This window comes from Corynebacterium sp. KPL2734 (assembly GCF_040225595.1).
Taxonomy (GTDB): Bacteria; Actinomycetota; Actinomycetes; order Mycobacteriales; family Mycobacteriaceae; genus Corynebacterium; species Corynebacterium rhinophilum.
In genome coordinates this window covers 1-22,358 of record NZ_JBEHFO010000021.1, presented here as the reverse complement: position 1 = coordinate 22,358, position 22,358 = coordinate 1, and the positions used below count along the sequence as shown (strand labels likewise).

At 59.6% G+C, this 22,358-nt stretch carries 22 protein-coding genes and 1 pseudogene; 10 read left to right on the top strand and 13 right to left on the bottom strand.

Going from position 1 to position 22,358, the window contains the following annotated elements:
- The first annotated feature begins 44 nt into the window (after positions 1 to 44).
- Positions 45 to 1,190 carry a tRNA dihydrouridine synthase DusB gene (gene dusB / locus ABRP88_RS10255; protein WP_284805863.1) on the top strand — a complete coding sequence of 382 codons (1,146 nt, stop codon included), beginning with the start codon at positions 45 to 47 and terminating at the stop codon, positions 1,188 to 1,190.
- Between the two features lie 58 nt (positions 1,191 to 1,248).
- A complete protein-coding gene (phoU, locus tag ABRP88_RS10250) occupies positions 1,249 to 1,977 on the top strand; it encodes a phosphate signaling complex protein PhoU (protein WP_284770386.1) in 729 nt (242 codons plus the stop codon).
- A gap of 71 nt (positions 1,978 to 2,048) precedes the next feature.
- Here phoU and pstB read toward each other — a convergent pair whose 3' ends face one another.
- The 5 genes from pstB to mshD form a co-directional block, all read right to left on the bottom strand.
- Positions 2,049 to 2,822: a phosphate ABC transporter ATP-binding protein PstB gene (gene pstB, locus ABRP88_RS10245; protein WP_005279626.1), complete on the bottom strand. Its 774-nt coding sequence runs from the start codon at positions 2,820 to 2,822 to the stop codon at positions 2,049 to 2,051.
- A gap of 51 nt (positions 2,823 to 2,873) precedes the next feature.
- On the bottom strand, positions 2,874 to 3,788 hold the full coding sequence (pstA, locus tag ABRP88_RS10240) for a phosphate ABC transporter permease PstA (RefSeq protein WP_284770385.1): 915 nt from the start codon (positions 3,786 to 3,788) through the stop codon (positions 2,874 to 2,876).
- Positions 3,789 to 3,800: 12 nt separating this feature from the next.
- Entirely contained in the window at positions 3,801 to 4,853 is a 1,053-nt protein-coding gene (gene pstC, locus ABRP88_RS10235; RefSeq protein WP_284770384.1) for a phosphate ABC transporter permease subunit PstC, read from the bottom strand.
- Between the two features lie 135 nt (positions 4,854 to 4,988).
- Positions 4,989 to 6,095 (bottom strand): phosphate ABC transporter substrate-binding protein PstS, encoded by a 1,107-nt coding sequence (gene pstS / locus ABRP88_RS10230; RefSeq protein WP_284770383.1) that lies wholly within the window; start codon positions 6,093 to 6,095, stop codon positions 4,989 to 4,991.
- Positions 6,096 to 6,319: 224 nt separating this feature from the next.
- Positions 6,320 to 7,222, bottom strand: a complete 903-nt coding sequence (gene mshD / locus ABRP88_RS10225; RefSeq protein WP_284852607.1) for a mycothiol synthase — start codon at positions 7,220 to 7,222, stop codon at positions 6,320 to 6,322.
- 33 nt (positions 7,223 to 7,255) lie between these two features.
- Between mshD and ABRP88_RS10220 the strand changes: the two genes are divergently transcribed.
- On the top strand, positions 7,256 to 8,080 hold the full coding sequence (locus tag ABRP88_RS10220) for an LmeA family phospholipid-binding protein (RefSeq protein WP_284770382.1): 825 nt from the start codon (positions 7,256 to 7,258) through the stop codon (positions 8,078 to 8,080).
- Here ABRP88_RS10220 and ABRP88_RS10215 read toward each other — a convergent pair.
- Positions 8,077 to 9,114, bottom strand: coding sequence for a diacylglycerol/lipid kinase family protein (locus tag ABRP88_RS10215; protein WP_284796561.1), 1,038 nt, complete (start codon positions 9,112 to 9,114; stop codon positions 8,077 to 8,079). The genes ABRP88_RS10220 and ABRP88_RS10215 overlap by 4 nt on opposite strands.
- 53 nt (positions 9,115 to 9,167) lie before the next feature.
- On the opposite strand from ABRP88_RS10215, the gene ABRP88_RS10210 reads away from it, so the two are divergent.
- A complete protein-coding gene (locus ABRP88_RS10210) occupies positions 9,168 to 9,863 on the top strand; it encodes a heme-binding beta-barrel domain-containing protein (protein WP_284796560.1) in 696 nt (231 codons plus the stop codon).
- Between the two features lie 6 nt (positions 9,864 to 9,869).
- On the opposite strand, the gene ABRP88_RS10205 is transcribed toward ABRP88_RS10210, so the two are convergent.
- The gene (locus tag ABRP88_RS10205; protein ID WP_284796558.1) at positions 9,870 to 10,739 is read right to left on the bottom strand and encodes an aminodeoxychorismate lyase; all 870 of its coding nucleotides are present in this window, start codon (positions 10,737 to 10,739) and stop codon (positions 9,870 to 9,872) included.
- A gap of 30 nt (positions 10,740 to 10,769) precedes the next feature.
- On the opposite strand from ABRP88_RS10205, the gene ygfZ reads away from it, so the two are divergent.
- Positions 10,770 to 11,834 carry a CAF17-like 4Fe-4S cluster assembly/insertion protein YgfZ gene (ygfZ, locus tag ABRP88_RS10200; protein WP_284796557.1) on the top strand — a complete coding sequence of 355 codons (1,065 nt, stop codon included), beginning with the start codon at positions 10,770 to 10,772 and terminating at the stop codon, positions 11,832 to 11,834.
- A 141-nt stretch (positions 11,835 to 11,975) separates the two neighbouring features.
- Complete coding sequence (locus tag ABRP88_RS10195; RefSeq protein ID WP_284796556.1) at positions 11,976 to 12,173, top strand: DUF3073 domain-containing protein; 198 nt, start codon at positions 11,976 to 11,978, stop codon at positions 12,171 to 12,173.
- Between the two features lie 66 nt (positions 12,174 to 12,239).
- Here the strand turns inward: ABRP88_RS10195 and purM are convergent, their stop codons facing one another.
- From purM to ABRP88_RS10180, 3 genes are read right to left on the bottom strand one after another with little or no spacing between them, the layout of a single operon-like run.
- On the bottom strand, positions 12,240 to 13,292 hold the full coding sequence (gene purM, locus ABRP88_RS10190) for a phosphoribosylformylglycinamidine cyclo-ligase (RefSeq protein ID WP_284770378.1): 1,053 nt from the start codon (positions 13,290 to 13,292) through the stop codon (positions 12,240 to 12,242).
- A 25-nt stretch (positions 13,293 to 13,317) separates the two neighbouring features.
- Positions 13,318 to 14,814, bottom strand: coding sequence for an amidophosphoribosyltransferase (purF, locus tag ABRP88_RS10185; RefSeq protein ID WP_284852635.1), 1,497 nt, complete (start codon positions 14,812 to 14,814; stop codon positions 13,318 to 13,320).
- Positions 14,815 to 14,824: 10 nt separating this feature from the next.
- On the bottom strand, positions 14,825 to 15,229 hold the full coding sequence (locus ABRP88_RS10180; RefSeq protein WP_239268336.1) for a sterol carrier family protein: 405 nt from the start codon (positions 15,227 to 15,229) through the stop codon (positions 14,825 to 14,827).
- Between the two features lie 33 nt (positions 15,230 to 15,262).
- Here ABRP88_RS10180 and ABRP88_RS10175 point away from each other — a divergent pair, with 33 nt between their 5' ends.
- The 3 genes from ABRP88_RS10175 to ABRP88_RS10165 all read left to right on the top strand — a co-directional run bounded on the left by ABRP88_RS10175 (position 15,263) and on the right by ABRP88_RS10165 (position 18,179).
- The gene (locus tag ABRP88_RS10175) at positions 15,263 to 16,273 is read left to right on the top strand and encodes an acyl-CoA thioesterase (protein ID WP_349837131.1); all 1,011 of its coding nucleotides are present in this window, start codon (positions 15,263 to 15,265) and stop codon (positions 16,271 to 16,273) included.
- Positions 16,274 to 16,362: 89 nt separating this feature from the next.
- Positions 16,363 to 17,592, top strand: coding sequence for an asparaginase (locus ABRP88_RS10170; protein ID WP_349837130.1), 1,230 nt, complete (start codon positions 16,363 to 16,365; stop codon positions 17,590 to 17,592).
- Positions 17,593 to 17,630: 38 nt separating this feature from the next.
- Positions 17,631 to 18,179, top strand: coding sequence for a Panacea domain-containing protein (locus ABRP88_RS10165; RefSeq protein WP_349837129.1), 549 nt, complete (start codon positions 17,631 to 17,633; stop codon positions 18,177 to 18,179).
- A gap of 72 nt (positions 18,180 to 18,251) precedes the next feature.
- On the opposite strand, the gene trhA is transcribed toward ABRP88_RS10165, so the two are convergent.
- Positions 18,252 to 18,911 (bottom strand): PAQR family membrane homeostasis protein TrhA, encoded by a 660-nt coding sequence (trhA, locus tag ABRP88_RS10160; protein WP_232208563.1) that lies wholly within the window; start codon positions 18,909 to 18,911, stop codon positions 18,252 to 18,254.
- 334 nt (positions 18,912 to 19,245) lie between these two features.
- On the opposite strand from trhA, the gene ABRP88_RS10155 reads away from it, so the two are divergent.
- Positions 19,246 to 20,253: a TDT family transporter gene (locus tag ABRP88_RS10155; RefSeq protein ID WP_349837128.1), complete on the top strand. Its 1,008-nt coding sequence runs from the start codon at positions 19,246 to 19,248 to the stop codon at positions 20,251 to 20,253.
- Between the two features lie 19 nt (positions 20,254 to 20,272).
- On the opposite strand, the gene ABRP88_RS10150 is transcribed toward ABRP88_RS10155, so the two are convergent.
- Together ABRP88_RS10150 and ABRP88_RS10145 are read right to left on the bottom strand one after the other, a co-directional pair.
- Positions 20,273 to 21,451, bottom strand: a complete 1,179-nt coding sequence (locus ABRP88_RS10150) for an alpha/beta hydrolase family protein (RefSeq protein WP_349837127.1) — start codon at positions 21,449 to 21,451, stop codon at positions 20,273 to 20,275.
- Positions 21,452 to 21,759: 308 nt separating this feature from the next.
- Positions 21,760 to 22,287 (bottom strand): annotated as a pseudogene (locus ABRP88_RS10145) (transposase); the annotation flags it as partial.
- Positions 22,288 to 22,358 lie beyond the last annotated feature (71 nt).

The window sequence follows — 22,358 nt, the reverse complement described above, 5'->3', positions numbered from 1 at the left end:
CGTTTCAGTTGCTAAATTCCGCGGTTAACGAGCACAATTAGGGCGTGAATTTGCGCATTGGAAACTATGACCTCTCCTCCCCCGTCATCCTCGCTCCCATGGCGGGGGTAACCAACGTCGCCTTCCGCACGTTGTGCCGGGAACAGGAGCTGGCCCGCACCGGAACGGTGTCGGGCTTGTATGTCTGCGAGATGGTCACCGCGCGCGCCCTAGTGGAGCGCAACGAGAAAACCATGCACATGACCACCTTTGCCCCGGATGAAGATCCGCGTTCCCTGCAGATTTATACGGTGGACCCGGAATACACCTATAAAGCAGCCAAGATCATCGTGGATGAGAACTTGGCTGATCACATCGACATGAACTTTGGCTGCCCCGTTCCCAAGGTAACTAGGCGTGGCGGCGGCTCTGCCCTGCCTTATAAGCGCCGTCTCTTTGGCAATATCGTCTCCGCCGCGGTCAAGGCCACCGAGGGCACGAATATCCCCGTTACGGTGAAGATGCGCGTGGGCATTGATGACGAGCACCATACGCATCTCGATGCCGGGCGCATCGCCGTAGATTCCGGCGCCGCCGCCGTGACCCTGCACGGTCGCACGGCCGCACAGCGCTATTCCGGCGATGCCCGGTGGGATGAGATCGCTCGGCTCAAGGAACACCTCGCGGATACCGGTGTTCCGGTGCTGGGCAATGGCGATATTTTCCGCGCCGATGATGCCCGCCGCATGATGGAGGCCACCGGCTGCGATGGCGTGCAGGTGGGCCGCGGCTGCCTGGGCCGGCCGTGGCTATTCGCGGAGCTGGGTGCTGCCTTGCGCGGCGAGTCCATCCCCGCCGAGCCCACCTTGGGCAAGGTCACCCAGGTAATCTTGCGTCACGCAGAGCTACTCGCGCAGCACGAGGGTGAAGATCACGCATCCAGGGACATCCGCAAGCACATTGGCTGGTACCTGCGTGGCTTCCCCGTCGGCGGGCAAGTGCGCGCCGGCTTGGCCAAGGTGGATTCCTTAGAGAGCCTGCGCGAATTGCTGGCACCCTGGGCAGATTCTGATGCTTTGGCTGCCGATGCCGATGGTGCGCGCGGGCGCCAGGGCTCGCCTTCTAAGGTCGCGCTTCCCGATGGCTGGCTCGATGACCCCGAGGATGAATTCGTTCCGGTCGGCGCCGATATTTATAACTCCGGCGGCTAAAATCGCACAGATGTGACTCAGCAAGCATTTACCCGGTTTGTGAGCTATCATTTTCTGCATGCGTACTGCCTACCGTGAACATCTGGACAACTTCTCGCACGACCTCATCGTCATGTGCGATACCGTCCGCACCATCATGGATAAGGCCTCCCAGGCGCTGCTCGATCGCGCACTGGAACCCGCGGAGGAAGCGCTCAGCCTTACCGAGGAACTCGATGAGATCCGCTCACGCTGCTCTGAACGCGCGGTAAAGCTTTTGGCGTTGGAAAACCCCATGGCTCAGGATCTGCGCCAGGTGGTGTCTTCCATCTATATTGTCGAAGACCTCTTCCGCATGGGTCAGCTGGCCCAGCACATTGCCGATGCCGCGCGCCGCCGCCACCCTGAGGCCGTTGTACCCGCTGAATACCTCGGGTTCATGGAGGAGATGTTCCGCTTAACCCAGGAAATGGGTTCGGTGGTACACGATATTTTAGTCACCCCAGATGCCGAGCTATCCGTTAATCTGCGTTCTGATGATGATGCGGTGGACGATATTAACCATCATCTGCTGCGCATTCTCACCCAGCGCGAATGGAACGGAACGGTGCGCGAGGCCGTAGAGACGGCGCAGATTACCCGCTACTACGAGCGCTACGCGGATCACTGCGTCTCCGTGGCTGGACGTATCATTTACTTTGCTACCGGCCTATTGCCGGAAGAGTTTGAAAAGAAGCTCCAAGAGGACCAAAAGGATGCCGAGTTCGAGGCCCGCATGAGCGAATTAGAGCGCCAATTCCGCCGCTAATAAAACTGCCACAAGGGCGGTACCTCCCTGCGCTGGAGGTACCGCCCTTTTCGGACAATCAGAGTCTACTTTTAACCGAAGCGGCCAGAGATGTAGTCTTCGGTCTCCTTCTGGGAAGGGTTCTCAAAGATGCGGGTGGTTTCATCGAACTCCACCAGGTGGCCCGGCTTGCCGGTGGCTTCTAGGGAGAAGAAGCCGGTCTTATCTGACACGCGGGCAGCCTGCTGCATGTTGTGGGTCACGATGACGATGGTGAAGTTTTCCTTCAGCTCGTGGATAAGGTCCTCCACGGCCAGGGTGGAAATCGGGTCCAGTGCGGAGCAGGGCTCGTCCATCAGCAGGACTTCTGGTTCCACGGCAATCGCGCGGGCGATGCACAGGCGCTGCTGCTGACCACCCGAGAGGCCGCCGCCCGGCTTATCCAGGCGGTCCTTGACCTCGTCCCAGAGGTTGGCGCCGCGCAGGGACTGTTCGGCTACTTCTTTGAGCTTCTTTTTATTCTTCTCACCAGACAGCTTCAGGCCGGCAACGACGTTGTCCTCGATGGACATGGTGGGAAATGGGTTGGCCTTCTGGAAGACCATGCCGATGGTATTGCGCACGGAAACTGGGTCGACCTTGGGACCGTAGATATTGGTGCCATCGAGCAGGATCTCGCCCTTGACGGATGCGCCAGGGATGACCTCGTGCATGCGGTTCAAGGTGCGCAGCACGGTGGATTTACCGCAGCCGGACGGGCCGATGAAGGCGGTCACGGCTTGTGCCGGGATCTGCATATTTACGTTCTGTACGGCGTGGAAATCACCGTAGAAAATATCGACGTCATTGAGCTCGAGCTTAGACATTGTGGAGGTTTCTCCTCTAGAGGGGTGTATAAGTGGCGGAATCGTGTGCGGCTATTTCTTGACCGAGAACTTCGCGGAAATTACTCGCGCCGCAATATTGAGGATGGCGATGAGGATAACCAGCGTCAGTGCTGCGCCCCACAGCTTATCCAGCACGGCGGGCTGCGCGCCGGCCTTGTACATATCAAGCATCATCAGCGGCAGCGAAGATTGCGAGCCCTTAAACGCGTCCCAGTTGATGACCGAGGAGGAACCAACCAAGACCAGAACTGGGGAGGATTCACCCATCACGCGGGCAATGGCCAGCATGATGCCGGTCACGATGCCGGACAGGGCTGTCGGCAGCACGATGCGTGCGATGGTCTTCCACTTGGGCACGCCGAGGGCATAGGAAGCCTCGCGGAGGTCCATGGGGACCACGCGCAGCATCTCTTCGGTATTGCGCACCACGATGGGGATCATCAGCAAGACCAAGGACAGGGCGACGGCCAAGCCGGAGCGGCCAAAGCCGAAGAGCGTGATCCACATGGCGAAAATGAACAACGCTGCCACGATGGAAGGCACGCCGGACAGGATGTCCACCATGAAGGTGGTGGTACGGCCGAGCCAACCACCCTTGGAGTATTCCACCAAGTAGATGGCGGTAAAGATACCGATCGGGATTGACAGGATGGAAGCCAGGGCGGTTTGCACGAAGGTACCGACGATGGCGTGTGCGGCACCGCCGCCTTCGGCACTATTCATCACGCCGCGCTGGGACAGCGTCCACCAGTCAGCGGAGAAAATCACGCCACTACCGCGAGAGATGAGCTCCCACAGTACCCAGATCAAAGGGACCATCGCCAAGGCCATAGCGCCCCATACAACGACGGTGGCAATGCTATTGGCCGCTTTGCGGGAACCGGAGATTTCCAGGAAGGTTGCCCCGCCAGCGGAGGCGGGCTTGTTATTTGTCGTAGTAGTCATTGTTGTCCTTCCTTACTTGCTCTTCACGATGGCGCGGGCAATGGCGTTGACCACAAACGTCAGCAAGAACAGCATCAAACCGGCGGCGATATAGGCACCGGCGCGCGTCTCGTTACCGAACTCGGCCGCGGCGAGGGCGATGGCGGTAGCGAAGGTGGTACCGCCATCGAAAAGCGAGAAGCGGAAGTCCACCAGCGGCGAGACCACCATGTACAGCGCCATGGTCTCACCCAGAGCGCGGCCCAAGCCCAGCATGGAGCCGGCGACGTAGCCGGACATGCCGAATGGTAGGACGGTCATGCGGATGACTTCCCAGCGCGTAGCGCCCAGCGCCAAGGCGGACTCGATCTGGCCCGGAGGGGTTTGCACGAATACCTCGCGGGCGGTAGCGGCGATGATCGGCAGAATCATCACGGCTAGCACGATGCCACCGGTAAAGAGGTTGCGGCCGGTAGCAAAGGCGGGCGAATTATCGTATTGGGTAAACAGGAAGAACCCGCCGGCCCAGGATTCCAACCATGTGTAGAAGCCGGACAGGGCCGGTCCGAGGACCTGCCAACCCCATAGGCCGTAGACGATGGACGGCACTGCGGCCAGCATGTCCACCAAGAAACCCAGCGGCTTAACTAAGCGGGCTGGGGCGTAGTTGGACAAGAAGATGGCAATCGCAAGTGCGACTGGCATGGCCAGAAGCAGGGCGAAGACCGAGATGAGGACAGTAGTGCCGAACATGGTCGGGATACCGAACTTCATCGCAGAAGTATCGGTGGTCTCCCAGCGTTCACCGTGGGTGAAAAAGCCCAATAGTCCATTCTCGTTCACACTGAGCGCAGGAACGGCACGCCAGATGAGGAAGGCGGCAATCGCCGCGATCATCACGGTAATCAGCGTGGCAGAGGCCGTGGAGAGGAATTCGAAAATGCGGTCACCGGGGCGCTTGACGGAGCTACCGGAGCTGGAGGTAGCCAAGTCATTCTCGTTATCGCCACGGGTATGAGGCTGTTCGGCGCCAGAGACAGGAAGGGCCTCCGAGGTCGATGCCTGGGTGAGATTATTGTCTGCCATGAGACGTACTAATCCTTATTTGAAGTGGAACAAAGGGACATACGATGTACATGCCTGCGCCCCCAAAGCGCGTCTCGAGGGCGGCAGTGGGGGCGGGCGGAATGTTATTTCTCGAGGTAAAGCGGGGTTTACGCGTTACTGCAGTGCGTCAACAGCGCTCTTCAGGCGGTCAAGGTGGTCACCCTTAACCGGGATGAAGCCCTGCTCTGCCAACTGGTCATCCTGGTGGTCCAAGACGTTGGTGAAGAATCCCTTGACCAGTTCAGCGGTCTCATCATCGTAGCCAGCGGAGCAGACGATGTTGTAGGTGGTCAAGATGAGCGGGTATGCACCCTCAGCATCGGAAGCGAAGAGAGCCTTGGAGTCAACGACCATGTCGTTCTCAGAAGCGGTGTCCTTGAACTCCAGGTTCTCCAGTGCCTTGTTGACGGTATCGTCATTCAGCTCAACCGGGCCGTTGCCAAAGTCGATATTGGCCTTCTTGACGCCGTCAGCTTCCTTCTGGTCAGCGAAGCCGGCCTCAACGTAGGTGATAGCACCCTCGATGTTTGCTACCTGGTCAGCAACACCGGCAGAGCCGTTTGCGCCCTCACCTACAGCGTCAGGGAACTGCTTGCCTTCGCCGTCCCAGTTACCAGTGGAGGCGTTGAGGAACTTCTGGAAGTTATCGGAGGTACCGGACTCGTCAGAACGGAAGATGACGTGGATGTCGGTGTCCGGCAGGTCTGCGCCTTCGTTATCAGCGGCGATGGCCTCGTCGTTCCACTTCTTGATCTCGCCCTTGAAGATCTTGGCAAGGGTATCGGTGGAGAGGTTGATCTCCTGGTCACCCAGGTTATAAGCAATGGCAACCGGGCCGATGGTGGAAGGCAGGTGCCATGCGTCGTTGCCATCGCAACGCTCCTTGGCGGCCTCAATTTGGCCGTCGTCTTCCTTCAACGGGGAGTCAGAACCAGCGAAATCTGCCTGGCCGTTGATGAAAGCCTCAACACCCTTACCGGAACCGGAAGCGGTGTAGGACAGGTTTGCGTCTGGGTTGTCCCCTGCGAAGGCGGTGCCGAAGTAGGACATTGCGTTCTGCTGGGAGGACGCGCCCTCACCAACAAGCTCGCCAGCGACGCCGCTGCCGTCGGAGGAACCCGAGGAGTCAGAGGAGGTGTCCTCAGAACAAGCTACGAGAGCGGTAGAGGTAGCGGCCACGAGGCCGAAGATAGCGGCAGAGCGCTTGAAGTTGCGAATCACGGGAAAACCCTTTCCGGTGCAGATCAGAGATTGATTGTCCGAGGAAACCGCATCCCCATAAAAGGGGAACCTACATCCCACGTCCGCTTTTCGGGAGCGGGGTGCAGGTGCGCAGGTGCGGCTTTCTCACAATCAGTAAAGCTAACCGGAGGAATTAACCAGCAGGGTGCCGTGAGGTAAACAATTAATGAACAAGCTAGAAAGGTGACATGACCTTAATCACACTAGCCCCAGACGACATGCTCTTCATCAACGGAAAAGCCTAGGCGCTTGTAGGCTTTCAGTGCCGGTTCATTGTCCGCTTCCACGTACAAAATGACCCGCTGAGCTCCCTTTTCTACCATCCGGCGCAGGCCAATCTGCAGCAATGGTCCGCCTAATTTTTGGCCGCGGTACGCCTCTGAAAGGCCCACCACGTAGACCTCACCAAAACCGGGATCTTCCTCGTCGTGCCACTTGGTCCAGTGGAATCCGGCAAGGGTCGGGTGCCCCTGCTCTTTCTCATCCCAGAAGAACAAGACATCTTGAGGATCGAACCACTCGGCCTCCATGCCGCGGTGCAGGCGCTCTAAATCCCAGCCGCCTTGCTCTGGATGCCAAGAAAAGGCCTCGTTATTAACACGCAGCCACTCCTGTTCCACGGTGTCCTTACCCCACTTGTCCACTGCCTCGCTGTAATTGGCGGCCTGCAGCGGTAACTCGCCCACTTGTGCCACGCTATCCAGATCTGCGCCATCGATGCCCATGACCACAAGGGTGCGGGTGACATTCAGGTCGCGGGAGTTAGCCAGGGCCTGGGCCGGCTTGCCATTGCCATGCGCCCAAGTCTCGAGGTTGGTGGTGGCGTTAGCAGTGGCATCGTAAAGCGCGGTGCCATAGCCTTTACCGCGATAGTCTGGGGCGATAAAAAGCTCCGCGGTGGAATCCTCGCGGCTCGATACGCCAATAGGGGCGCCGTCCAACCAGGCCACCAAGTGCTTGTGGTGCAAGCGCTCATCGCGCAGGCCGTTGAGGAATTGCTCTGAAAGCGGGGCGATGCCATCGGCCTTTTCCGCGTGCGCTGCTAGTTCTTCCAGGGTGCCCGCCAACTCTGGGGAGGCGGGGAGGTTTTCTTCGGTGATATTCATGGTGTCCATGATACGTAGGCTAAATTTGAAGGTGTGAGTGTAGTCAAAGTCGACCGGCGCATTGTGCACGTCCTCATCCTGGTGGGCGTGGTCTTTGCTGGATGGGTGGCCGATGCCTGCGTGGCCATGCATTCTGAGCACAAGATTGCCCAGGAGGTAAAGGAGAACTCCCGGCTGGAAAACTCCCCTCAGGTGTATATCGGCGGCACCCCATACCTGTTGGCGGCAGGCTCTAAAGAAATCCCCTATTTGCAGGTCAAAGCCCTCGACGTGGAGGTTCCCAAGCTGGGCATGGTCAATGCCTCGACCGTGCTGCGCGATATCACCGTTACCCCTGAGCAGGTAGTAAACGGCGATATTGAAGGCGCACCAGTATCCACGTATTCGCGCGGGATCTCCCTGGACGGCGTTGCGCTGGGACGCCTTTTGGGCATTACCGATCTCTCCATTGCCAACCCGGATGATATTTCTCCCTCCGGCGGCGTTTCTGCCGAGGCGGAGCTTACCGGCACTCTGCCCGGCGATAAGGAAAAATCCACCGCCATGGTCACGCTGCGGCTAGTGGGCCCGGAGTTTCGCATGGAGGTCTACGGCACCGATGATCCGCGCCTCAAGGAGGCGTTTTCCCTCAACTTCGATACGCGCGAGCTCCCCCTGCCGGCGCAGGCCACGATGGTAAGGCTGCAGGGCGGCACGATTTACTTTGAGGTCCAGCGCCGCAATATCAAGGTCCAGATGGCCCAGCTTTCCCCGCTGGAAATCGAGGGTTCGGAGCAACGGGCTGTGGAAGAGGCCGAAAAGAAGGCGGCCGATACCGCCAATAAGGTAGGTCCTGCCCCAGATGAGGACGAATCCTAACGAAGGCGAATAAAGTCCCGCAGCACTTCCTGCACGGAGCGTTGGGCCACCTGCCGCCTGTCTTGCGGCGCGTAGACCTCGATGGCATCGGCCACAGAGGTCAGCGTGACGTGGCGGAAGGTCCCCTCGGATTCGCCATCGGCCTGGAAGCGCTGCGGGGTATGGCAATCGAGCTCGACGCGCTTGGCATCATCAAAGCCCAAGGTCTTTTCCTTCACCAGGCGTTTGAGCCAGCCGTGCTTATCGGCACCAAAGAGGTGCAGCAGGCCAATGACCCCACGCACGCCGCTGAGCTTCTCCAGCCCAAAAAGGGCTAGGCCCTCATCGAAGGAATTGCGCGGGTTGGTCACCACCGGCAAGGGGCCCAAGAAAGTCCAGGGGTTGGTATTAGAGGTAAATAAGAGTGGGAAGTCCTTCTTATGGAGCGTCTGCCCCAAACGGGATTCTGCGTACACCGTGATCTGCGGCGGGTTGCGGCGCGCGCGCAGCCAAGCCCGAATAGCCACGTTGAGGTAGCGCAGCGGGGTGGCGGAAAAGCCTTGTTCGCGGGCGCGGTCCACGCGTGCGAGGACGTCCGCGTCCATGCCAAAACCGGCGTTGACGGCAAACCAGCGTTCGTTCCAGGTGCCCAGGTAAATGGTGCGGCGCAGATCGCGCTCTAGCATGCGGGCCAAGACGTGGGTGGCCTCGACCGGCGTATTGGGAAAGCCGAGGGCGCGGACAAAGACGTTCGCAGACCCGGTGGGAATGACGGCGAGCGCCGGTACCTCGTTTGGGCTGGGGAGATCTTCACCGGCTGGACCCAGCAGGCCATTGACAATCTCATTGACGGTGCCATCGCCGCCCACGGCAATGATGACATCATAATCATCCCTGGTAAGCCCCCGGACGATGTCTTCTGCATGTCCTGGGTAATGGGTGAATTTCACCAGCAGGTGCATGCCTTCTACGGCCCGCAGGGTGGGCACGATTTGGCGAAAGAGCCCGTTGGATTGCGAGGTCGAATTGGGATTGGAAATCATCAGCGCATGCACAACAAACCAGTCTAGTAGTTAAAGCACCCCCAGCACGACTAGGCTGGACGCCCATGAGCGAAAATAACGAGAATACCAATACCCCGAACGTCGAGACCGCTGCCGCATCCCACCCGGAAAACACCTCCGGCGCCCTCAATGGCAATGACGCGGTCAACCAGGCCGCCGAGCAGTGGAAGGACGCGGCCAGCCACAATATTCCCGCCATCGAGCTTGGCGATGTCCCTGTCCCCGCAGATACCGCCAATCTGCGCCAGGGCCCGTCGCTGCACGATGGCCTGCTAGGCCTCCTCCCCCTCGTAGGCGTCTGGCAGGGCGAGGGACAGGCCCACGACACCGATGGCAGCGAATACACCTTTGGCCAGCAGCTAGTCGTTGCCCACGACGGCGAAAATTACCTGACCTTTAGCTCGCGCACCTGGAAGATCGATACTGAGGGCAAGCCACAAGGCCCATCTACCCGCGAGACCGGTTTCTGGCGCATCTCCGCCAAGGATGAAATCGAGGTCACCTACACCTCTTCTACCGGCATCGTGGAAATCTTCTACGGCGAGCCCTTCAACGAGCGCGCTTGGCAGCTCGAATCCGCCTCCACCATGGTCACGGAGACCGGCCCGAAGAACCTGGGCCCCGGCAAGCGCATGTACGGCCTCATGCCCAATAACAACCTGGGTTGGGTAGATGAGCGCATGGTCGATGGTGAGATGCGCCCCTACATGTCCGCCGAGCTCACCCGCATCGCCGGGTAAAGCTAACTAAGCCCCTAGCGCGGCATCGATAAGGCCTCGGATTTCTTCCTCGTTATCCGGGGCTTTTAGCGTTTTTTCATTCAGCTTGGTCACCCGCACCGCCACACGCACGGACGAAACCAGCCACACCGAATCGGACTTTTCCAAGTACTCCACGGTCAACGGCTTGGCCTTGCAGCGGTAGCCGCAGTCCTGGGCATAGTCAAAGAGCGCTGCCTGCGTGGTGCCGGGCAAAATGCCGCGGCCGACGGCGGTGCGCAGCTTCTTCCCCCGCACCGCCACCACGGTGGAGGTAGCTCCCTCTAAGATTTCGCCGGTATCTGGATCCGTTAGGATGAGATCGTCATAGCCCTTGTCCTTGGCCATGCGCAGCATCGCCATCGTCGCGGCGTAGTTGAGCGTCTTGGCCGGTAGCTCTTCAGCCACGTGCCACAGGCGCGGGCTCGTCATGACGGTGACGCCGGTGGAGCGTTGGCGCAGCGGGACATCGCCAAGCGGCTGCACCGTCACCCACGCGGTAGGCACGCCTGTCGCGGCCCGGCCGCGGGTATAGGTCCAGGTGCATTTGGCATCGGCAAGCTCGGTATCGGCGCCGCAATAATCCGCAATTGCCAGCCGGGTCGCCTCTTCCCACTTATTCATCGGCGGCTCCGGCAGGTCGAGCGCCCGCGCCGAATCGCAAAAGCGCTGCGCGTGGCGAGCAAGGTTGGCCGCCTTCCCGTCCCGGACCAACAGCGATTCAAAGATGCCATCGCCGCGGGTCACGGCGGCATCATCGGCATAGACCAGCGGCAGGGAGGGCGAATGCTTGCGCACCGACCCACCAAAAGGTTCCACGACGTAGATGACCGGCTCTTTTCGCGGGGAGGGTTTCATACGCTCGATTATGCCCTACCATCGGTAGATGTGAGTTATTCTTCGCCACTTCTTCAACGCGCCGGTGCCGCCGAGCACCAGGACGCGACTGTACTCGATGCCCAAGGTGTGGCCTGGCACTATGGCAATCCCCTCGGGGAACAGCGTGCGGCCGAGACCGGGACCATCGCCATCGACCGCTCGCAGCGCCGCGTGCTGCGTGTAAGCGGGGCTGATGCGCCGGGATTTCTTAATAACCTGCTTTCGCAGAAGCTTGACGATGCCCCCTCCGGCTTCTCCGCCGGCGCACTCGACCTGGATATCCAGGGCCACATTTTGCACCACATGGATATCACCCGCGAGGGCGAGGACTTCTACCTCGACCTGCCCGCCGCGCAGTTCGAATCCGCCCAGGACTTTTTTACCAAGATGGTCTTTTGGTCTGAGGTCACGGTCGAGGAAGAAGACATCGCCATCGTGACTTTGCTGGGTGAGACCGATATTCCTACCCCACCCACCGTGGCCTTTTCCCGCGAGGTGCAATGGCCGGGAATCAAGCGCATTGACCTGGGTATTCCTCGCGAAAAATTGGTGGAATCCATGGCTGACCTAGAAGCAGAGGGCGCGCGCTTGGCTGGGCTCATGGCCTTTACTGCCGAGCGCGTGCGCGCCCGCGAACCAGAGCTCGCCGCAGACTTGGATAAGAAATCCATCCCGCACGAGGTTCCGCAATGGATTAGCCGCAGCGATGCCAACCCCGCCCACGTGCACCTGAATAAGGGCTGCTACCGCGGCCAGGAAACCGTCGCCCGCGTGGAAAACTTAGGCCGCTCTCCCCGCCTCTTGGTGCAACTCCACTTGGATGGATCCGCGCCGGAGAGGCCAAATGTGGGCGATGACATTACATTCAATGGACGTAAAGTAGGTCGCATCGGCACCATCGTGGATGACTGCGATTTCGGCCCCATCGCCTTAGGCTTGGTCAAGCGTTCTGCGCTGGATGCAGGCACATTGAATATCGGCGATACCGCGGCGTCCATTGATGCCTCCTCCATCCCCGAAGATGAGGGCCCTAAGGCCGGGCGCGAGGCGGTAAACCGGCTGCGCGGGCGGTAGATTTTCCACTCATCGGGGGGCCGGTGCGGAATTTTTTCGTCACACGCGCTATTGTGTCTTACAGGAAGATACACAATTGACAAGCCGATGGGGCGCCCAAGAATCCCTGGAGCGCCCTACTAGCCCAAGGGGGTCATGCACATGGGACGCGGACGCGCTAAGGCAAAGCAGACCAAAGTTGCACGCCAGCTCAAGTACAACTCACCCGAGATGGATATCGAGTCCCTTCAGCGGGAACTCGCTGCTCAGCAGGAGGGTGACTCCCACGACTACGAAGAGGATGATCCCTACGCCGAGTATGTCGACGAATGGGATGAGGACAAAGACGACGAGCGCTAATCTTCCGCTCGCCGGATAAATCCACAAAAGGCCTTAGGTTTTTAACCTAAGGCCTTCCTCTTGTACCTAGAAGTTGGAATGTTCGCCGTGCATGATAACGCGCGGTTCTTCGCCGTCTGCTTCGCGGACGCTGCCCAGCTCCCACGCATCGATGTGGCGGGCGGTAAGCATGGCCAGCGCGCGGTCGCGGTCCTCCGGGTTGACCACGGCAATCATGCCCACGCCCATGTTGAAGGTCTTTTCCATCTCTGCCAGCTCAACCTTGCCCATGGAAGAAATGAGCTTAAAGATCTGGCCCGGATTCCACGTGGAGCGGTTGACCTCAGCGCTCAGGCCCTCTGGAATAACGCGCTCTAGGTTGCCGGCCAACCCGCCGCCAGTGACGTGGCAGAAGGTGGATACGGAGCATTCCTGCGCCAGTGCTAGGCATTCCTTGGCATAGATGCGGGTGGGTTCCAAAAGCTCCTCGCCTAGCGGGCGGCCGAGCTCTTCCACATAACCATCTAGCGGCATGCCCGCCTGCTCCAGCAGGACGTGGCGCGCGAGCGAATAGCCGTTGGAGTGAAGCCCAGATGAGCCCATGGCGATGAGCACATCGCCCTCGCGCACGTTTTCTGGGCCCAACACGCCATCGGCCTCGACCACGCCGACGGCGGTGGCGGAGACGTCGTATTCGTTCTCCCCCATCATGCCTGGGTGTTCCGCGGTCTCGCCGCCGAGCAGAGCAGCGCCTGCCTGCACGCAGCCCTCTGCAATGCCCTTAACTACCTCGGCTACCTTTTCCGGTACGACCTTGCCCACGGCAATGTAGTCCTGCAGGAAAAGCGGCTCGGCGCCGCAGACGACTAGATCGTCGACGCACATGGCCACCAGATCGATGCCGATGGTGTCGTGCTTATCCATGGCCTGCGCCACGGCGAGCTTGGTGCCCACGCCATCGGAGCCAGCCGCGAGAATCGGTTCTTTGTAATCGCCCAGCTTGAATAGCCCTGCAAAGCCGCCGAGGCCGCCCATGACCTCCGGGCGGGTGGCGCGCTTGGCGTGTGGGGCAAATAGGCTTACCGCGCGGTCGCCTTCTTCGATATTGACGCCGGCTGCGGCGTAGGTGTTGTCACTCATGTTTTTAGAAGTTCCTTAGAAGTTTTTATTCGGTTCCGAGCAGGGTGCGCACGGCATCGGCATTGGGGTTTCCTGCGGGAAGACCCAGGGGATATTCGCCGGAGAAGCAGGCGGTGCACAGCTCGGAGCGGGGCTGCTCGGTGGCGGCGACCATTTCATCGATGGAGACAAAGCCCAAAGAGTCAGCGCCGATGGTCTCGCAGATGGTGGAGCAAATCTCCTCCGGATCATCGGACGGGCTGGCATTGGCAATGAGCTCGCCGGGCGAGGCAAAGTCGATGCCATAAAAGCACGGCCACTTCACCGGCGGGGAGGCGATGCGTACATGGACCTCGGCGGCGCCGGCCTCGCGCAACATGCGGATAAGCGCGTGCTGGGTATTGCCGCGCACGATGGAATCATCCACCACGACGAGCTTCTTGCCGTCGATGACCTCGCGCAACGGGTTGAGCTTTAACCGGATGCCCAGCTGGCGCAGGGTCTGCGTGGGCTGAATAAAGGTGCGGCCCACATACGCGTTTTTCACCAAGCCGTGGGCGAAGGTGATGCCGGATTCGCGGGCGTAGCCCACCGCGGCCGGGTTGCCGGATTCCGGTACGGGGATGACCAGGTCTGCATCCTCAACCGGGTATTCGCGGGCCAGGCGGCGGCCGATCTCCACGCGGGAGGCGTTGACGGAGCGGCCCTTGATATCGCTATCCGGGCGGGCCAAGTACACGTACTCGAAAACGCAGCCGCTGCGCTTGACGGGTGCGAAGTTTTCAGAGCGGATGCCGGCCTCATCAATGGCGACGAGCTCGCCCGGCTCGATTTCGCGAATAAATTGCGCGCCACAGATATCCAGCGCACAGGTTTCAGAGGCAACGACCCAGCCCTTGGCCAGCCGGCCTAGCACCAGCGGGCGCACGCCCTGCGGGTCGCGCGCGGCGTACATGGTGTGGCCATCAGTAAAGGTCAAGCAGAATGCGCCCTTCACCCGTGGCAGGAGCTCGCGGGCGGAGTCGAAGACGGAGGTGGTGTCATCGACGCCATCGGCAAGCAGCATGGACAAACACATCGAGTCAGAAACCGATTCCTCGTGCGGCTTAATCAGGCCGCGCTCGACGGCCTCTGCGCGCAGCTCGAGGTAATTGACTAGGTTGCCGTTGTGGCCCAAAGCAATGTCCACGCCCGTCGAGGAGGTGGAAAACATCGGCTGCACGTTGGACCATTCCTTGCCGCCGGCCGTGGAATAGCGCGTGTGGCCCACCGCCACGTTGCCGGTTAAGGCAGAAAGGGTCGATTCATCGAAAATATTGGCCACCAGGCCCATGTCTTTGAAGACGACGATGCGGTCATCATCGCCCACCGCAATGCCGGCGGCTTCTTGGCCGCGGTGCTGGAGAGCAAAAAGGCCAAAGTAGGTAAGTTTGGAGACTTCCTCCCCGGGAGCCCAGACGCCAAAGACGCCACACTCTTCGCGGGGTTCCTCCTCGTTACGATCGTCAAGGTCAGTGATACTAGGAGTATGTACTTCTACCACGGCGTTTATATTAGCGCGTTGGGCCGTCGAAAACTAACGGAATGATGGGCAGCCACTGCGCAATCTCCCCTGAACGCGACCCGGAAGCATCGATGCGACCTGTGTTTTTGACCTCGTCCCAGTCCGTGACACCGGTGGCCAAACGCAGCCAAGTCTCCGCATCCATTTCCACCACATTGGGTGGGGTGCCGCGCGTATGACGAGGGCCTTCAATGCACTGCACCGCAACAAATGGGGGTACGCGCAGCTCCACCGAGTGCCCCGGCGCGTCGGCCTCGAGGGTGCGGGCGGTGCGACGGACGGCATCGGCAAGCAGGGCCCTGCCTGGCTTTTGTTGCCCGTCCGGGTCCTGAATCCAATCCTTGATGGCGATGACTGCCGCGCGCGTGGCGGCGGGATCTACGGGTTTAGGCATAGCCACAGCATAGCTACTGTTATCTTATTGTTTATGTCACCTACTGACGCTGCTACGGAAACCCAAAAGTCCCCTACCCTTACGCTGCGCTTTATGGCATCGCCAACCGATGTCACCATGGCCGGCGCCCCTGGTATCAATGGCGGGCGTGTGCTGGAGTGGATCGATAAGGCCGCCTACGCCTGCGCCGTGCAGTGGTCCGGGCAGTACTGCGTGACCGCCTATGTGGGCCATATCCACTTCACCCGGCCCATTCCCTCCGGGCACATCGTGGAGGTGCGCTCGCGCATCGCGATGACCGGCCGGTCTTCCATGCACATCATCAACGAGGTGCTTTCTGCCGATCCCCGCGAGGGCATTTTCACCCGCGCCTGCGATTGCCTGGTCATCTTTGTGGCCAAGGACCCCGAAAGCGATAAGACCACCCCGGTTCCCACCTTCGTGCCCGATACCGATGAGCACCTGCGCGTGGCCGAGGCCGCGAAATCTCGCATCGAGCTGCGCAAGGCCATCGAGCTCGAGATGGACAAGCAGACCTACGATGGGCCTTCCGATGCCCCACGCATGGTCAATCGCTTTTTAGCCAAGCCCACCGACGTCAACTGGGGCGGCAAGGTGCACGGCGGCACCGCGATGCAGTGGATCGATGAGGCCGGCACCGCCTGCACCATGGAGTGGTCCGGCGAGCGCACCGTGGCAGTCTATGCCGGTGGCATCCGCTTTTATAAGCCCATTTCCATCGGCGATCTCATTGAGGTCGATGCCCGCATGATGCGCACGGACCGCCGCTCCATGCAGATGTCCATCCACGTTCGCGCCGGCGATCCCCGCGGCGGCCGCGATAATCTCAAGACCGCCATCCACGCGACCGTGGCCTATATTGCCCTGGATCGCGACGGACAGCCGCTAACCGCGCGCACCTTCACCCCACAGACGGAAGAAGATATCCGCCTGGCTGAGCACGCCAATATCTTGCGCGAGCTGCGCGGCGAATATTCCCCGAAGCCGCTCATCGTGGCCCCGCACTACCAGCACGTGGATTAAATTTTCAGCACAATTTCTTTTGCGCGGCGCCCGCGCATCAGCGTGGTATTAAATTGGTTACTGAGACCACGCTAGAGAAATGAGTTGATATGTCTAACCCACGCCTGCGCCGCAGGGTGCAGTACTCCGCCGCATTAGTTGCCTCCGCGCTGCTGCTGGCCTCCTGCCAGAACCCGGCCAACCAGGAGGATAAAGATGAGGCTTCGGCTACGCCGACGACTACCTCTTCTTCTACTTCCGCGGAAAAGACCTCAGAAGCATCTTCCACGGCATCGAGTTCTAGTTCCGCTACCAGCTCCAGTAGCGCCAGCAGCTCCGCCACAAGCTCTTCCACCACTTCCGTCAAGTCGAGCGGCTCCCACGCCAAGCAGCGCTCCGAAATCGAGGGGCATGTGGTGGTGCTTTCTACCGGCGGCACCATCGCCAGCACCCACGATGACAAGGGCGCGGTGGTGCCCACCGTAAAGGGCTCTGATTTGGTGGACCCGCTGTACTCCGAGTTCGACAAAGACAAGCTGGAGCTTGAGGTCAAAGACATTGCCAACCTGGATTCTTCTGCGATGACCTTGGCCGATACCGATAAAATCATCACCTCCGTACAGGAGCAGCTAGAGCGCGATGACGTCGATGGCGTCATCGTCACCCACGGCACCGATTCCATGGAAGAGACCGCCATTGCGCTCGATACTTTCCACGACAGCGATAAACCCGTCGTACTCACCGGCGCAATGCGCCCGTTCGATGACGATGATCCAGACGGCCCAGAAAACCTCGCTACCGCGGTAGAGACCGTCACCAACTCGGACTATGCCGGCCACGGCGCATTCATCGCCTTTGGCGGCAAGGTGATCCCCGCCCGCGGCGCGTTTAAATCTGATACGGAAAAGGCCGATGGCTTTGCTACCAATAGCCAGGAGAAATTCCCAGAACGCCCCGAGCCGCTGAAGTACGCTCCGCTTGGCGATGTCCGCGTGGACATCATCGCCGCCTATCCCGGCGCCCCAGCGGATCTCATTGAGCAATCCTTGGCCAAGGGCGCGCAGGCCATCGTCATAGAGGGCATGGGTTCAGGAAATATCGGCCCCGATCTGGCTACTGCCGCCATGGAAGCCGCCAAGTCCGTTCCCGTCGTGCTCACTACCCGCGTGGATCACGGACCCGTCGAGGGTATCTACGGCGGCGCCGGTGGCGGCGCCACGCTTGCCGATGCCGGCGTCATCCCCTCCGGCAACCTCCGCGCACCCCAGGCCCGCATGCTGCTCGCAGCCGCAGTTGCCACGGGAACGGATGCACAGAGGCTCTTTCCCACTGCAGAATGAGGCCGTATACTTTAGCGCGACGCTGAAAGGAGGAGAGCATGGCTGAAATTTTTGACGTTGGGCAGTACATAACTGAGCGCATTCCCAACGTGGACAAGCTCAAGCTGTACAAGCTGTGCTACTTCTCCCAAGGCTGGCATCTGGCGTGGACGGGCCGACCATTATTCCAAGCGGAGTTTCAAGCGTGGCGGCACGGCCCTGTTTCCCGTGAGCTGCACATTCAAACCTGGCAGGTAGCGGGGGCTGAAAACCCCTGGCCAGTGCCCTATGTTCCCGGTGGTCAGTCCGACAATCTCAGCACATACGAACGTGCAGTAGTGGATAGCATCATCGCGTTTTACGGCGGAGTTGAATCGACCCGGCTTTCTGACTTGAGTCATGGCCTTGCCTGGAACGAGCTCCTCCAAGAGTTCTCCCAGGCGATGATCTCCGGCGAGCCCACCCCGCGACCTCCGCTACAACCAGCAGAAGTTCTTTTGCCTAATGTTGACCTCGACGGGGATGTGGATGAAGTTTTAGCCACACCACAGGCCAAGGAAATCGAACAAGACTGGTGGGAGACTTTCCGGATTCTCGCTGACCGTTAACCAGACGGATTTGCGGCAAGGATTGATCATCCTGGCGCATGCCGCCCTGTTCAATAACACGGCAATTACGGTCTAGGCAGCGCCAACGACCACTTGCCATACCGCCACGAGGTGCACCACTGCCGCCGCGATGGTCGCGGTGTGGAAGTGCTCGTGATAGCCGTAGTAGCGCGCATTGCGCCCAGGCCACTTAAAGCCATAGACCAGCGCACCTACGGAGTAAACCACGCCGCCGGCCAGTAGTAGCCAGACCACTGCTGCGCCGGCATCGCTCCACAGCGTGGGTAGTAGCGGCAGCACCAACCAGCCCAGCGCTAGGTACACCACAACATCGAGCCACCGTGGGTGCTCAATCCACACCAGGTTCAAAATCACGCCCAAGATCGCGCCCGCCCACGCAATGGCGAGCATCCATGCTGCCTGCGCTGGGGATAACGCAATCAAACACAACGGGGTGTATGTGGCGGCAATGAATACCGCAATCGTGGCGTGGTCCGCCCGCCGCCACCATTGCACCGCTCGGGGGCTAGGCCACGGATAGCGGTGGTACAGCGCCGAGACGCCAAAAAGCCCCACCAAGCCTAGGCCATAAACGGTAACGCCTAGCCCCTGCCACCAATGCAGCGTCATCCACGCATACGTGATGAGCACGGTAGAGGCGATCACCGATAGCAACGCCGCCAGCGCATGACCCCATCCACGGGTCAGCGGCCGCTCGCCGCGATCCGCCATCCAATAGGTGCGCTGCACCAAGCCTTCTTTCAAGGGATGCTCCCCCGCCTCTTTTGTTCCTTCAGCATGTATCTGAGCCACAGCGATACTTCTTTCTCCCACCAGAGCTAAGTTACGTTACCGTAAGTGTACTGAGAGGAATAAAGAGCTTCAAGGAAAAGTAGTAACTAAGCCTCTTCGCCAGAATCCAGCCCATCTACTTTCTGCACGATTTCCATTACCGCATGGGAGAGGTCCGATCTCTAACATCATCTCATGTGGGAGTATATTTATTCATTGGAATCCTGTTCGGATTACACACTCCCCACAAGTATGAGGAAGCACATTACCTGAAATGTTAAAAGTTCGGAATGCCATGAAAATTCCGCCGCTAGGACCTGCCTGGGCGGGAGCGCTCATGGGACTAGCTATCTCCTCATCCCTCATCGATACCCACCTGCACCCGGTCATGGGTCGCCTCCCCGCCGAAATCATGCTCGGCGTGGCAACTCTTATCTTCTTGGCGCTCACGGCGGGATTCATAAAGTATCGGAATCCAGGTTTTCACTCCGACGACATGCCTGCATGGAGCATGGTCTCCATGGGCATCCTCGCCTTGGGCAGCGCATACTCCCTTATCTTTGATGCCTGGTCAATTCACGCTGCGTGTTGGGCCGTGGGAACCGTCCTCAGCGTGATCACCTGCATAAAGTATTTAAAGTATCTTTTCTTCAACCATCCGACTGATCCCGCCTTTGCCTTGGGGCTGCCACTGGTGGCACCCATGGTTTCCGCCACTGCCTCGGCACAGCTGGCAACGCACGCAGGTGAGTGGAGCTCGGTCATCCACGGTATCGGCGTGTTCTGCTTCGTCTTGGCTTGGGTGACTGGAACGCCGATATTCGCCTTTATTTACTGGCATACCTTCCCCAAGGTTCCCATTAACTTCGCCGCCACCGCTTGGATCCCACTGGGGTTGGTTGGCCAGTCCACCGCGGCAGCACAGCTGCTCGCCGGTGACCAGTGGCACTTCCGCGCCATGGTCTATGGTGTAGCGATGCTGAGCTTAGGCGTGCCGCTGTCGGTCTATGCCATCGCCAAGCATTGGGGTACCGCTCTTGGTAACACCCCAATGTCTTATCACCCCAGCTGGTGGGCCAGCACCTTCCCCGTGGGCACGTGCTGCCTTGGCACTCATACCCTATCCACGCAGCCCGCGGCGCTGGCGTGGGGCCTAGGCTGGATGGATACTGTCAGCGCCGCCCTACTGGTTCTGCTCCTCCTTCACGTCACTTGGGCTGCTTTCGGAGCCATCAAAACCGTTTCCGAGCATTTCAAGGTCAGCCAAATGAGCCACGCATAACTTCAGGGTCTTCGGGTACTTAAGAATCTTGTGGATCGTGCTCGGCGAAGAATTGGGACATCGCCTGAAGCAAGTGCTGGTTCCAGACTCCGTGAGAGCTGAGGGCGGATGCGTGGTCAGCGTGTGGGCGCACGTACTCGCTTAGGTCGATGTTCTTTTCCTGAGCTGTGCGGCGAAAATCGTCATAGCTTTCCGGCGGAACGAGGCGATCGTTATCGCTACGGACAATCTTGATGGGTGGCATGTCCGAAGTAAGGTGCGTAGCCGAGGTAACAAAATCTGCACGGTCGGGATGCTCCTCAGGCGTTCCACCCAGGTATTTCTGCACGGTATCGCGGGAGCCTTGCGCGGCATAGGCATCGTCGGAGTCATAGATGCGGCGGACATCGAGGGCCGGTGAGTCTACATACACGGCGCGGGGAACGGCCGGTGTGCCGGGGCAATCGGCGGAAGGTAGGTGGTTGGGGTGCGCGGCGGCATCGGCAGTCGCATTCAGCACCAACTGGCCGCCGGCGGATTCGCCATACATAAAGAAGCGTCCCGGGTCGCCGCCAGAGTCAGCGGCGTGGGCATTGACCCAATTCATCGCGCAGCCCACCTGCCCCGCTGCCACCTTCCACGTGGGCTGATCCCAGCTGGACAGCGTGTAATCGATGGATAATACGAGGTAGCCGCGCTGCGCCATCTGACGCATATTAAACGCCTGGGAGTGCTTGTTCATCTGATCCCAGCCGCCGCCGTGGACATACATCATCACCGGGTGGGTGCCGCCATCATTGGGCTTATAAATATCCATGTCCAGGTCCTCACCGTGGAAGGAATCGTAGGCCACGGTGCGATCAGGGCCCTCGTCGGTGCTTTCCACACCAGCCCAGCTCAACGCGGCGCGAATATCCACGTCGGTCCCCTGCTCCTTCGCGGCGTGAATCTGCGTCCCAAAAAGCGCTATGCCTGCAATGAGGGCAACCGCCGCGAACGCGCCTGGCACGTAAAAGCTGCGGGAGGCGATCCTTCCAAGTACCGCCAGGATCAAAAGAATAAAGGAAAAGAGAATCACCGGCCCGATATATTGGGGGCCGATGAGCGCGCCCGCACCCCAATACGGGATATGCGGCGTAAACGGCGCCACCGCAAGCCATAGTGCGAGGAAAGCTACAAGCGCGAGCGGGACGGAAAGCAGCCGGGCAACGATCTTCATACCTGCAACGGTAGTCTTCGTTTCTGGGAATGCGTGGTGATGATTCTGCTTTTGGTAAGAAGACCGACGTCACGCCCACAGCCTGGTTAGCTTGAACCAGACGAATAAAGTGGGAAAGCAATGAATAATCTCCGATTCAAAAGGGTCAAGTCCCATAAATTGGGACTCGGCCAAATGTGAAAAAGAAAAACGATGCTTTTGAAGGGTCAAGTCCGGTGGAGTGGTGTATCTGTCCTTCCTGAATCTGTGAATCGGGGGACAGTGTCAGGGTCGGTGTTGGGGTCCGGCTCGGGGTTGATGTTGGTTCATTAGGAGGCTGCCTCGATGGTGGCTGCGTCGTTGGTGTGGATGGTGTTGGTAGCTATCAGGCGTCGGGTGTGTTCCAAGCTTGCTAGTGACATATAGCGTTTCTGCTGAATCCAGTCGTCATGCTGTTCAGCTAGTATCGCGCCGACGAGGCGGATGACAGCTGCGCGGTTGGGAAAGATTCCTACAACGTCGGTACGCCGCCTGATTTCACGGTTCAAACGCTCCGTTGGATTATTGGACCATACCTTCGTCCATACAGCTTTGGGCGTGGTTGTAAACGCGAGAATCTCATCTAATGATTCTTCCAGGTAGTCAGCTGCGTCGGGGAAACGCTGCGTGCAGAAATCTACGACCTGGCGGGCTTGGTCCCAGGTAGCTTGCGCGTCGGCTTGCTGGAAGATGGAGTGAAACATTCCCGATAGTGTTGTCCACTGGCGTTTTGACACTTTTGACGACAAGTTCTTAGCAAAATGTGTCCGGCAGCGTTGCCAGCCTGCAGTAGGCAGTACTTGACCAACAGCGGCTTGTGTCAAGTTGTTTGTGTGTGGGGCTAGGTTTATAGGTATTTGTCGAAGCGGGCGGGAAAGGCTACGGCCAT